Source organism: Paenibacillus pini JCM 16418 (assembly GCF_000576305.1).
Classification (GTDB): Bacteria; Bacillota; Bacilli; order Paenibacillales; family Paenibacillaceae; genus Paenibacillus_AQ; species Paenibacillus_AQ pini.
In genome coordinates, this window is the sequence record NZ_BAVZ01000022.1 from 38,551 (window position 1) to 51,018 (window position 12,468).

The window sequence follows — 12,468 nt, forward strand, 5'->3', positions numbered from 1 at the left end:
AAAATAGACAGAAGTACGATTCAAATAAGCAGGAGGTGCAGTTATGGCAACGACGGAGCAGATTCTGAACATGATGGGCCGATACAGCGCCAATAATTATGATCCGCTGCCCATTGTCATTCGCAAAGCAGAGGGGGTCTGGTTAGAAGATGTAGAGGGAAAACGTTATATGGATATGTTAAGTGCATATTCGGCTATGAACCATGGTCACAGGCATCCTGCAATCATTCAAGCATTGAAGGATCAGGCTGATCAAGTGACGCTAGTATCTAGAGCTTTTCAGGCAGAGGCTCTGGGGCTATTCGTTAAAAGATTGGCTGAGTACACCGGTAAAGCTAAAGTTCTAGCGATGAATACAGGTGCTGAAGCTGTTGAAACTGCATTGAAAGCTGCACGCCGCTGGGCATATCGCTGTAAGGGGGTTAAAGAGGATCATGCGGAGATTATCGTGTGTGAGGGTAACTTTCATGGACGTACGCTGACGCTGACCTCCTTGTCCTCTTCAGAATTATATAAAAAAGATTTTGGACCCTATACCCCAGGATTCCGCCTGATTCCTTATGGTGATATCGACGCTTTGCAGCAAGCTATTACGCCACAAACAGCGGCGTTTCTATTTGAGCCCATCCAAGGAGAAGCGGGTGTTATCCTTCCGCCAGATGGATATCTGGCTAAAGCGAGGGAGCTATGTCGCAATAATCGTATTCTCATGTTGGCAGACGAGATTCAAACGGGCTTCGGGCGAACGGGCAGGCGCTTTGCATGTGATTGGGAAAATGTTGTACCCGATATCTATATGATGGGCAAAGCACTGGGTGGAGGCATCATGCCGATATCCGCTATTGCGGCAGATGATGAAGTATTGGATCTATTTGAACCGGGTTCGCACGGTTCGACCTTCGGGGGTAATCCACTCGCCAGCGCGGTAGCAATCGCAGCACTAAGCGTGCTGGAAGATGAACAACTTGCCGAACGTTCCAATCGTCTAGGAGAACAGTTCATGTATGAACTCCAATCCATTATTCATCCTGATATTGTAGAAGTGCGTGGACGAGGGCTATTTATTGGCATGCAACTCTCTACGCAGGCAAGGCCATTTTGTGAAGCGCTTGCTGAGCTTGGTTTACTTTGTAAGGAAACACATGACACAACCATTCGTTTTGCACCCCCGCTGACGATTACGGAAGAGGAGCTTGAGTTTGCAATGGTACGCATCAAGCAGGTTTTTAGCGGTGAAGGAGGCCGGTAGACATATGGGGAAATCAGCGATTACGGTCATAAGTGTACCGTTTGGTATGGGAGCTGGACGTCCTGGAAGTGAGATGGGGCCCGATCATATCTTGAAATTTGGATTGGTTAAGAAATTACATCAGCTTGGCTATGAAGTGAGTTACGATAAGCGAATCCTACTTCCTGAGCATATAGAAATAGCAGCTAATATCAGTTCGCCTATGAAGCATGAAGCAGAGGCAATCGCAATCAGTAGCGTGTTAGCACGGGAGGTGGCAGACACGGTGAGGCAAGGGGGGACGCCGCTTATTCTTGGGGGAGACCATAGCATATCTATGGGAACGCTTTCAGGACTGACACAACACTATAGGGAGCTAGGCGTGATTTGGTTCGATGCTCATTCTGATTTGAACACGGAGGCAACGAGTCCTTCCGGTAATATGCATGGCATTTCGCTTGCGGTCGCTCTCGGACTTGCAGGGATTAAGCCGCAGGAGATTGCCTCGGGAGCAGTTCCGATCAAGCCGGAACACTGCGTTATTATAGGTGCGCGAGATTTGGATCGAGGAGAAAAGGCGTTTATTCGCTCCTGTGGTATTACTTGCTTTACGATGCATGAGATCGATCGCTTAGGCATTGAGCATGTCGTAAACGAGGCATTACGAATCGCTGGCGATGGTACGGATGGTATTCATTTGAGCTTTGACATTGATAGTGTGGATCCCATTGAAGCACCTGGAACAGGTACACCTGTACGAGGAGGCGTAAGCTACCGCGAAGCTCACTTAGCACTTGAGTTAATGAATGAATCGGGTGTGATTACGTCCGCTGATTTTGTCGAGGTTAATCCGAGCCTGGATCATAACAATCAGACTTCTAAACTTGTGGTTGATCTGATTGGCTCCCTATTTGGCAGCCGAATTTTATGAATATGGAGCATCTGTTTAAAGTCTTCTTTCTGAGATTTGCTCGCAGCCGAATGGCTAATCGCTGGGCTAAACGATATGGATTACGGCTCGGTGCAAGTCGTTTTGTCGCAGGAGAAACGATCGAGCAGGCAGTCGAGGCTGTGCGTCTGTTGAATAACAGCGGAAGGATGGCAACGCTTGATTATCTGGGTGAGTTCGTATCTTCGGAAGCGGAGGTGAGAGAGGCAGCGGCAATGTGCATCCGTACGCTAGACGCGATCCATACGGCGGATATTCAGGCGAACTTATCTCTTAAGCTGACCTCGCTCGGGCTGGATTTAAATCCGGCTCTCTGCCAAGAACTGATGGAATCGATTGTTTCCACGGCTAGTGATTACGGGCTGTTCGTGCGAATTGATATGGAGGATTACAGCCACTGTCAGCCAGCGATTGATCTACTGCGCATATTGCGGCAAAGCTATTCTAATGTAGGTATTGTCATTCAAGCCTATCTATATCGATCCGAAGAAGATGTGAAGGTACTTGGTGCGGAACAAGTTAATTTACGCTTTGTCAAGGGGGCTTATCAAGAATCAGCACAGGTGGCTTTTCCGCTCAAGGAGGATGTGGATGCCAATATGATCAAGCTGATTGGTATGCATCTTATCTCTGGAAGCTACACCGCGATTGCGACTCATGATGAGCAGATGATCTTAGAAGCCCAGCGTATAATTGCCAACGAAGCGATTCCGGTATCGCAGTATGAATTTCAGATGCTTTATGGTATTTGTGAAGAGCTTCAGTTACGCCTCGTTAGGGATGAATTCAGGGTAAGGGTGTATGTGCCTTTTGGAGTGGATTGGTTTGGTTATTTTATGAGGCGCCTTGCAGAACGACCAGCTAATATCTGGTTTGTACTAAAGAATTTCTTTAAATAAAGGAGAGGTAGCCATGAGCTATATAACCCCTAACGCCATCTTTCATAATGAACCTTTTACGGATTTCACTATTGCGGAAGAAAGAGACGATTTCCTTCAAGCCCTGTCTAATGTCAAAAGCAAATTAGGTGCCCACTACCCACTACTTATCGGAGGGGAATCCATATATACAGAGCAGAGAGAACTGGTGTCGTTAAATCCGGCTGAGCCGGAACAGGTCATCGGTTATGTGAGCAAGGCTGGGCAGGAATTTGCGGAACATGCGATGCAGAATGCACTTTCAGCGTTCACTTTATGGAGCGCCGTACCTGCAGAGCAACGTGCTGTAGTTCTCTTGAAGGCTGCTTCGCTGCTTCGTATACGCAAGCATGAATTTTCAGCCTGGCTCGTTTATGAGTCAGGAAAAAATTGGGCCGAAGCTGATGCCGATACCGCAGAAGCCATTGATTTCATGGAGTATTATGCCAGAGAAATGATCCGTCTAAGTGAAACTTCCGTTCATCAACCGCTCACTTCAATATCTGGTGAAGATAACAAGTTAAAGTATATTCCTCTCGGCGTTGGCGTTATCATTCCTCCATGGAATTTCCCGCTTGCCATTCTTGCGGGTATGACTTCCGCTGCAGTTGTATGTGGGAATACGGTTGTGCTGAAGCCGGCTTCTACCACTCCTGTGATTGCTTATCAATTCTGTAAATTGATGAAGGAAGCGGGTGTACCGAATGGAGTAATCAATTATGTTCCAGGTAGTGGAGCGGAAATTGGTGATTATTTAACCTTACATCCAAAGACCCGCTTTATTTGTTTCACTGGATCGAAGGAAGTTGGACTGCGTATTAACCAGTTGGCTGCACAGACGGAGAATGGACAAATCTGGATTAAACGTGTCATTGCAGAAATGGGAGGAAAAGACGGCATCGTGGTGGATGAGACAGCCGATCTTCCCGCAGCAGCAGTAGCTATTGTGAATTCGGCGTTTGGTTTTCAAGGTCAAAAGTGCTCGGCAGCTTCCAGAGCCATTATCGTCGAATCTGTATATGATGAAGTTGTCAGTAGAATTATTGAGCTAACTCGTCAATTGAAGGTGGGGCTGCCGGAACAGAATGCTTCTGTAGGGCCCGTCATTGATGAGAATTCATTCGAGCAAATTCTGGAATATATTGAAATTGGTAAGGAAGAGGGTAAACTCGTCATTGGCGGGGAGAAGGTAGAAGGCTCGGGATATATGATTCAGCCTGCAGTATTTATTGATGTCGATCCGAAATCTCGCCTAATGCAGGAGGAAATATTCGGTCCTGTGTTAGCCGTAACACCTGCACGAAACTGGGAAGAGGCAATCAGAGTCTATAATGATACAGAGTTTGGATTGACAGGTTCTTTCTTCTCTACTAATGAGGTTAGAATACAAGAAGCGCTTAACCGCATGCATTGTGGTAATTTGTACGTGAACCGTAAATGTACGGGTGCACTGGTAGGTGCACATCCATTCGGAGGCTTTAACATGTCAGGTACGGATTCAAAAGCGGGCGGGCATGACTATTTGCTACTATTCACGCAAGCGAAGCTGGTCTCAAGGAAGATTTAATAACTCGCATTACTTTTAAATATAAATCTAATGAAATAAATAAAAAAAGCACCTACTGAAGCCCTTATGCTGTCAATAGGTGCTTACATATAAATAAGTGTGATCATTTGCCTTACGTACGTTTACGCTGAAGACGGATTAGATCACTCAATTGTTCAAGTGTATCCAGCATCTGCTCTGCGTCTGCATCGGTCAGACCTTCGATCGTTTCTACGATTCGCTCTGAACGCATTTCGGAGATATGCTCTAGCAATAGAGTACCTTTGTCCGTCATGCATACATGGACATAGCGGCGGTCCTGATCGGAGCGTTTGCGAACGATCAACTGTTCCTTCTCAAGCTTGTCACAAATTTGGGTAATCGCGCTTGTGGTAAGACCTGTAAGTTTGACAAGATCTGTTCCTCGCTGACTCCCATTCGATTGCAGGTGCTGAAGGATGTACGCTTCGGTTGAGCTGAGCTTAACTTGCCGGATCAGACTCGGATAATCAATAAGACGAGGTAAACGATCCATCAGTTCGCAATACCTTAAAGCGAGCTCCTTGGATGAAGAGTGCAAGTTAATCCCCCCTTAAACGGAGGCATAGGTTTGATATAGACCAGCATCCGTTAGTTTCTTTACTTAATACGCACTAAAACAAAAATAGTCTCGCACATGACTATTCTGCATGGTTCATCATGGAGCATGCAGTTGACAATATGCAATGGAAGATATATACTTCTCTCTGCACTTTCAACTAGTAAGTTCATATCCTATGAGCTGTAACTAGTGAAATGATAGGATTATGCAACCAAGGATGCTCAAACATACTTGGCTTAATAGTCATATCTGCAACGTTCTCAAAATCTCAGGGTTCTTTTTGGCAGCCGTTAGACGGCTGTCTTTTTTTTATGTTTTTTTCAGTTATTCGGCTCCTATTATAATGTTTTTCATCAATTACAAAAATATTTATCATACTTTTCTGATAAAATTTATATGATTTGTTAACTTCATCTTTTCAAACCTAGCAAATTATGAGAAAATATGAAAAAAATCGCGCTTATGAACCATTCTCATAAACGTGTACAGGGAGGTTTTAACCATGTCAAAGGAACGTCCATTGTCACTTGAAACGTTAGCCGTTCATGCAGGCCAAGAGATTGATCCAACAACACTGTCCCGTGCCGTACCGCTGTATCAAACAACTTCGTATGGTTTCAAAGATAGTGAACATGCAGCCAATCTGTTTTCGCTTCAAGAATTTGGTAACATATATACACGAATTATGAATCCAACGACGGATGTATTTGAGAGTCGGATTGCGGCTTTAGAAGGGGGTGCAGGTGCGCTAGCTACAGCTTCAGGGCAGGCAGCGATTACCTTTTCTATTCTAAATATTGCAGGAGCAGGGGATGAAATTGTCTCTTCCTCAACGCTCTATGGTGGTACTTTTAATTTATTTGCAATTACGCTTGCGAAACTGGGTATTAAAGTTCATTTCGTAGATGCAAGCAATCCCGATAATTTCCGTAAAGCTATTACTGACAAGACAAAGGCTGTTTATGCGGAGACAATCGGCAATCCTAAGGGTGATGTGCTTGATATCGAAGCTGTGGCTAACATCGCACACGAACACGGCCTGCCTTTGATTGTGGATAATACGTTCCCAAGTCCATATTTGCTACGTCCGATTGAGTTCGGAGCTGATATTGTAGTTCATTCGGCTACGAAGTTTATTGGAGGCCATGGTACTTCAATTGGCGGCGTCATTGTGGACGCTGGTAAGTTCGACTGGAAAGCAAGTGGCAAGTTCCCGGGTCTTACAGAGCCAGATCCAAGTTACAATGGTGTCGTCTATACGGATGCGGTTGGTCCGATTGCTTATATCATTAAAGCACGTGTACAATTACTGCGTGATTTAGGATCATCTATTTCACCATTCAATTCATGGCTCCTACTTCAAGGTCTAGAGACGCTTCATTTACGCATGGAACGTCACAGTCAGAATGCATTGAAAGTAGCGGAGTATCTTGAGAAACATGATCTTGTAGAATGGGTAAGTTACGTAGGGCTTTCAAGCCATCCATCTTATGAACTCGGGAAAAAATATTTGCCTAAAGGCCAAGGTGCCATCTTGACCTTCGGTATCAAAGGCGGCAAAGATGCGGGGCGTAAGGTAATTGAGAACGTGAAGCTATTCTCTCACTTGGCTAACGTAGGTGATTCCAAATCCCTAATTATTCATCCAGCGACCACAACGCATGCACAGCTTTCGGAGCAAGAACAGATTGCTGCCGGCGTGAATCCAGAAATGTTGCGTCTATCGATTGGGACCGAATCTATTGATGATATTCTCTATGATTTGGAGCAGGCCATTCAGGCCAGCCAACAATAATTACGAGTGTACTGAAGTAATCTATACGGAATCAGCACTTATTTATAATCAAGCAGCCTATGTCCTTATCGACATAGGCTGCTTTTTTTAGCATTTGGACACTGTATATTTCAGGCATAACGCTAATACGCTGTAATGTAGGGCTTTGAGACAGAGTGCAAGTCACTCATATCTTGGGAAAAGAGGGTGGACCGCCATAATGAAAGATGATCGGTGTCAGAATAACTGCTGTGAGGCCGGTTCTTGTTTCAGCTCGCTGAAAATGGAAGCGGTTTATCACCCGCTACATGTAGAACAAGCGACGGCAGCCGGTGATCTGTATGGAGGTGACGAAGAGATGCCTTCCAAGCAGAGACGCTTACTTGAGCTTCTGGATAATGCAGAGTCAGCGCGTGCGTGCTCTCTACCGGAAATGGCTTCGCTTGTAGAGATGGCTATTACGGGAACCATCACCAAGGAGGAAGCATTACTGTCATTAGATGCTGTAAGTATCGGGGATGTATGTAAAGAAGCTGCAAAATTCCAGAAGAAAATGAATTATAGGGATTTTCTCACTGCACCTGAAACACTGCTTGGTTGGAGCGACGAGGTACGTTCACTTCGAGTCTTTATTGAAGAGGGTAAGTGTAGTAGACAGTCGAGCCGTGGACTAAAAGGTTCCGCAGGCTTGATGTTACTAAGAGAAGAAGAATGGTTGGAATATGGAGAAGGCAGAGATCTGTATGAAGCATGGTTAAGTCAGGACGCAATAGGAGAAGTTCAGAAACGGGATGCTATTGAGGGAAGGTTGCTTCACCGCTGGAAGCTCAGATGGGAAGGGATATTTCACAGTGCGGAAGGTCAATTCGTGACGGCTGCGATGATCCATAGAACAACTGAAGTTGAACCAGGATCTATACGGTTACACAGGTTAAGAGATATCCAGCTCGAAGCATTATTCCGGGCGATGCTTTCATATGAAACGGAACCACAGCAACATAATCAGACAGAACCTAGGATCGATTTATTAATCCCGTATCCCGCAAATGGAGAATCCTTTCAGATGATGCATGATTTTATTGATCGTGTGGCAGAAGAGACACTTTGTGCACAGCAGAGGTTCGTACATTATCGAGTAGGCGTCCTTTTAGATGAGAATAGCAAACCTGAAGTAGCGTTAGAGGTTGCTCGTTATGCAGATGTAATCGTCATGAATCTTGCGGATGAACGCTTGTTAGCTCTGCAACAGATGATTAGGCCAATTCGAGGGATCAAGCCAGCCATTCGGATCTGTGCTGCCGGGACATTAGGGATGTCTAGCCTACCTGCGATCTACCGAATGGAATTGTCTGAGGTAAGCTGCACATCTGCTGAGGCGGATTCGATTAGAATTGCTGCGGCACAGTGGGAGTTATTAGATCAAATGCAGGAGGCAATTGATCCAACAACTTCGTCTGTACGTTTATGATCTCTGGATGAATATAAATATTGGCGGCTAAGCATCCCCATAGATTTTAAATAAGATTTAAGCGAAAGGGATTCTCTTCAGAGATCCCCAAAAGCTTAAATCTTATTTTTTTGTTCAAATGGGTATTCACCTGTTTACATCACACAGAATCAAGCATATACTATAATCATAAAAAGTTGCACTTAGGAAAAATTATTGCAATGATGCAAAAATGATTATCATTCTCATTTAGAATTTCATATCTATACCGATTACATGGTGGGTAACTTCTTACTCTAACGATGAACAAGGAACTCAGATAGAGTTCTAAACCCTTGCGAATCAACGGTTTGTGTTCAATTTTTGATCGGTATGACATGCTGCTCCGGCTTGCCCGGAGCAGCATGATTTATTTTAAGGGTAGTAAGAATGCTTTTCATTCTCAATTGAAAATTAGAAAGGGAAGGTGAATTATCATGCAAAATATTCAGCAAGCTCCAGGTTCTGCTGTACAGCAAAATAGATTTTCAAAAAAATCGAATATTCCCGGACCTGGTAAAAAAGGTCGATTTGATCTAAAAGGAATGCTTCAAAATCAGGAGATGCAAGCCGCACTGCTTAGCGGAGTACTCATGCTGACGGGATGGTTAGTGAGTCCATACTCAGGCGTGATGTCCGTAATACTCTATATTGTCTCTTATACAGCAGGAGGATGGCAGAAAGCGAAAGAAGGCGTCGAGACGCTGATTCAGGAACGAGATCTAGATGTGAATTTACTTATGGTTGCCGCTGCCCTTGGAGCTGCAGCGATTGGGTATTGGAATGAAGGGGCGATGCTGATCTTTATCTTTGCACTGAGCGGGGCGTTAGAGAGTTACACTAACGAGCGGAGCAAGAAGGATATCTCGTCGCTCATGGCGCTCAAACCTGAAACTGCACTCAAAATTGAGAACGGAGAGATGAAGCAGGTTTCGATTGAACAGCTTCAGATTGGAGACTTGTTTCTTGTGAAGCCAGGCGAATTGATTCCAGCAGATGGAAGTATCCAGCGAGGATTGTCCTCTGTCAATCAGTCTTCGATTACCGGAGAATCCCTGCCCGCAGATAAAGTAGCAGGCGATGAAGTATTCGCAGGTACGCTGAATGGAGAGGGAGTATTATACGTTGAGGTAACCAAATCAGCAGAATCGACGGTATTTGCCAAAATCATTCGTTTGGTCGAAGAAGCGGAGAGCGAGGTACCCGATTCTCAGCGCTTTATGAAGCGTTTTGAATCGGTGTATGCTCGAATCGTCGTAGCCGTAACCTTATTACTTATTTTTCTCACACCTTTGGTGCTGAATTGGAGTTTCTCAACTTCTTTTTATAAAGCGATGGTCTTCTTGGTCGTAGCTTCACCTTGCGCACTGGTTTCTTCCATTATGCCAGCTACATTATCAGCTATCTCAAACCGGGCACGTCGGGGAATTCTATTTAAGGGCGGGGCACATGTTGAGAACATGGCTTTGACTTCGGTCGTCGCGTTTGATAAAACAGGCACACTCACTTTAGGCAAACCTGAGGTAACCGACTTTATTGCAGCAGATGGATATGACCACAACGAACTTCTCTCCGTGTGTGCATCCATAGAACAATTGTCAGAACATCCACTTGCCCGAGCGATCGTCCGCAAAGCGGAAGATGAAGAAGCACAGATCATCGCGGTTGAATCCGGCGCTGCTGTAACAGGCTGGGGCATGGAAGGCGAGGCATTTGGTAAGCATTGGAGAATCGGTAAGACAGATATGCTTGATTCGACTGAAACAGAGCAAGATACGCAGCTTAACATCTGGCGTGGGCATCGAAGCAGGTTGAATGCCGAAGGTAAAACGGTCTCCATTATTCTGGATGGAGATCAGGTTGCGGGAATGATTGCGATGCAGGATATTGTCCGTCCACAAGCGGCAGAGGCTGTTGCTCGTCTACAAGCGATCGGTGTGAAGGTAGCGATGCTAACGGGCGACAGGTATGAAACAGCGAAGGTGATCGGTGAACAGGTTGGAGCAGATTTAATATATGCAGACTTACTACCTGAAGAGAAGGTGACCTATGTTCAACAGCTTCGCGAAAAGTATGGTCATGTCGTGATGGTAGGGGATGGCGTGAATGATGCACCTGCGCTAGCTACTGCGACCGTCGGTATGGGAATGGGGATGCATGGGAGTGGAACCGCTCTTGAAGTAGCAGATGTGGTTCTGATGAATGATAACATTGAAGAAATTGCACCAACAATTACGGTTTCTCGGCGTGCACAACGTATTGTGAAACAAAATATGGTGTTTGCAATTAGTATGATTTTGCTTCTAATGGCAGGGAATTTTGTAACGGGTATCGCATTGCCGCTGGGAGTCGTAGGGCATGAGGGTAGTACCATTCTCGTTATTTTGAACGGGCTGCGGTTGCTATTATAATTTAGGATTTAATGATTTAGGGCTTCCCATCAGCACGTGACTGCTAGGGGAAGCCCTTTTTTGGATATCTAAGATGTTGTGGTGTTCACAATCTAGATACAACAACTGTATACTAGGGGTGGTATACTAAGACTATTGACAGAACTATTATTTTATATAATAATTACTATTAATTAATAATTATTTTAAATAATTTTCGTGTACTTCATTTGAAGCTCGAAAGGAGATTATATATGTATAAATCTATTATTGTCGGAACAGGACCAGCAGGTTTAACTGCTGCGATTTACTTGGCACGTGCTAATTTGAGTCCACTCGTTATTGAGGGTCCACAGCCGGGTGGACAATTGACCACTACGACTGAAGTTGAGAATTTCCCTGGTTTTCCTGAGGGCATTATGGGCCCAGAGCTTATGGACAACATGCGTAAGCAAGCTGAACGCTTCGGTGCAGAATTCCGCACAGGTTGGGTGAATGATGTTCAAATGGGAAGTCGTCCTTTCAAGCTTAATGTTGAAGGAATTGGAGAACTGGAAACAGAGACACTGATCCTATCTACTGGAGCTACGGCTAAATATTTAGGTATTCCTGGTGAAGAAGAGAACGTTGGACGTGGTGTTAGTACTTGCGCTACTTGTGACGGATTCTTTTTCCGTGGCAAAGAAATTATTGTAATCGGTGGCGGCGATTCCGCGCTTGAGGAAGCGAGCTTCTTGACTCGTTTTGCTTCTAAAGTTACACTGGTACACCGCCGCAGTGAACTACGCGGTTCAAAGATTATGCAGGATCGTGTTCAAGCAAATGAGAAAGTGGAGTGGGGACTTAACCGTACACCGCTGGAAGTTGTATCTGATGAACGCGGGGTTAAAGGTTTGAAAGTGCTAAACAATGAAACGGGTGCAGAAGAGCTAATTGAAGCGAGCGGCGTGTTCGTAGCGATTGGTCATCATCCAAATACCGGATTCTTGGGTGGACAGATTACGACAGATTCCAATGGATATATCGTAGTTCAGCCGGGAACGTCTGAGACTAATATTCCAGGTGTATTCGCCTGTGGCGACGTACAAGATACTCGTTACAGACAAGCGATCACAGCAGCAGGTAGTGGCTGTATGGCTGCTATGGACTGTGAGAAATTTATCGAAAGCTTGGAGCATAGTGCAGTATTAAAGTAATGTAAATCAACTAAATTATCATGTTTAATACCTAGTTTTCTAGGACAAGGTTATATCCTATTCTTTATATGAGGTGAAATTAACGATGGAACAAATTATCGTATACACAAGCACGAACTGTCCAAATTGTCGACAAGTGAAGACATTTCTGGCAGATAAGGGTCTTGAGTATGAAGAACGCAATATTGAACAAAATGATGAGTTTGCTCAACAGGTCTGGGATATGGGCATGCGCGCAGTTCCTGTGACTGTGATTGGGGAGTATCGTATTCTTGGTTTGAACACAACTCAATTTGCGAAGGCTCTGAATCAAGCTTAAATGTAAGTTTAGGCATGCATAGAATGCTTTGAAATATAAAAGGGTACCGTCCTGAAGTAGGG

General features: G+C 44.8%; 10 protein-coding genes. 9 read left to right on the top strand and 1 reads right to left on the bottom strand.

The genetic code is table 11. The features are described from left to right. The first annotated feature begins 43 nt into the window (after positions 1–43). Genes rocD through pruA form a run of 4 tightly spaced genes read left to right on the top strand, consistent with a single transcriptional unit; the run spans position 44 to position 4,661 of the window. A complete protein-coding gene (gene rocD, locus JCM16418_RS20495; RefSeq protein ID WP_036652699.1) occupies positions 44–1,249 on the top strand; it encodes an ornithine--oxo-acid transaminase in 1,206 nt (401 codons plus the stop codon). 4 nt (positions 1,250–1,253) lie between these two features. Continuing rightward, positions 1,254–2,159 (top strand): arginase, encoded by a 906-nt coding sequence (gene rocF / locus JCM16418_RS20500; RefSeq protein WP_036652702.1) that lies wholly within the window; start codon positions 1,254–1,256, stop codon positions 2,157–2,159. 2 nt (positions 2,160–2,161) lie between these two features. Continuing rightward, positions 2,162–3,076 carry a proline dehydrogenase family protein gene (locus tag JCM16418_RS20505; RefSeq protein WP_036652730.1) on the top strand — a complete coding sequence of 305 codons (915 nt, stop codon included), beginning with the start codon at positions 2,162–2,164 and terminating at the stop codon, positions 3,074–3,076. 13 nt (positions 3,077–3,089) lie between these two features. Continuing rightward, positions 3,090–4,661 carry an L-glutamate gamma-semialdehyde dehydrogenase gene (gene pruA / locus JCM16418_RS20510; RefSeq protein WP_036652704.1) on the top strand — a complete coding sequence of 524 codons (1,572 nt, stop codon included), beginning with the start codon at positions 3,090–3,092 and terminating at the stop codon, positions 4,659–4,661. A gap of 112 nt (positions 4,662–4,773) precedes the next feature. Here pruA and JCM16418_RS20515 read toward each other — a convergent pair whose 3' ends face one another. After that, positions 4,774–5,220: a MarR family winged helix-turn-helix transcriptional regulator gene (locus JCM16418_RS20515; RefSeq protein WP_036652706.1), complete on the bottom strand. Its 447-nt coding sequence runs from the start codon at positions 5,218–5,220 to the stop codon at positions 4,774–4,776. A gap of 523 nt (positions 5,221–5,743) precedes the next feature. Here JCM16418_RS20515 and JCM16418_RS20520 point away from each other — a divergent pair. From JCM16418_RS20520 to JCM16418_RS20540, 5 genes are all read left to right on the top strand, one after another. After that, a complete protein-coding gene (locus JCM16418_RS20520; protein WP_036652708.1) occupies positions 5,744–7,036 on the top strand; it encodes a homocysteine synthase in 1,293 nt (430 codons plus the stop codon). Between the two features lie 199 nt (positions 7,037–7,235). Beyond that, on the top strand, positions 7,236–8,483 hold the full coding sequence (locus JCM16418_RS20525) for a hypothetical protein (RefSeq protein WP_036652710.1): 1,248 nt from the start codon (positions 7,236–7,238) through the stop codon (positions 8,481–8,483). Positions 8,484–8,938: 455 nt separating this feature from the next. Then, positions 8,939–10,912, top strand: a complete 1,974-nt coding sequence (locus tag JCM16418_RS20530) for a heavy metal translocating P-type ATPase (protein WP_036652713.1) — start codon at positions 8,939–8,941, stop codon at positions 10,910–10,912. 233 nt (positions 10,913–11,145) lie between these two features. Next, positions 11,146–12,087, top strand: coding sequence for a thioredoxin-disulfide reductase (gene trxB, locus JCM16418_RS20535; protein ID WP_036652716.1), 942 nt, complete (start codon positions 11,146–11,148; stop codon positions 12,085–12,087). Between the two features lie 85 nt (positions 12,088–12,172). Next, positions 12,173–12,406, top strand: a complete 234-nt coding sequence (locus JCM16418_RS20540) for a glutaredoxin family protein (RefSeq protein WP_036652718.1) — start codon at positions 12,173–12,175, stop codon at positions 12,404–12,406. The last annotated feature ends 62 nt before the right edge of the window (positions 12,407–12,468 follow it).

Coding starts and splice junctions, on each gene's coding strand:
- rocD (WP_036652699.1), top strand. CDS start 44: ATGGCAACGACGGAGCAGATTCTGAACATGATGGGCCGATACAGCGCC.
- rocF (WP_036652702.1), top strand. CDS start 1,254: ATGGGGAAATCAGCGATTACGGTCATAAGTGTACCGTTTGGTATGGGA.
- JCM16418_RS20505 (WP_036652730.1), top strand. CDS start 2,162: ATGGAGCATCTGTTTAAAGTCTTCTTTCTGAGATTTGCTCGCAGCCGA.
- pruA (WP_036652704.1), top strand. CDS start 3,090: ATGAGCTATATAACCCCTAACGCCATCTTTCATAATGAACCTTTTACG.
- JCM16418_RS20520 (WP_036652708.1), top strand. CDS start 5,744: ATGTCAAAGGAACGTCCATTGTCACTTGAAACGTTAGCCGTTCATGCA.
- JCM16418_RS20525 (WP_036652710.1), top strand. CDS start 7,236: ATGAAAGATGATCGGTGTCAGAATAACTGCTGTGAGGCCGGTTCTTGT.
- JCM16418_RS20530 (WP_036652713.1), top strand. CDS start 8,939: ATGCAAAATATTCAGCAAGCTCCAGGTTCTGCTGTACAGCAAAATAGA.
- trxB (WP_036652716.1), top strand. CDS start 11,146: ATGTATAAATCTATTATTGTCGGAACAGGACCAGCAGGTTTAACTGCT.
- JCM16418_RS20540 (WP_036652718.1), top strand. CDS start 12,173: ATGGAACAAATTATCGTATACACAAGCACGAACTGTCCAAATTGTCGA.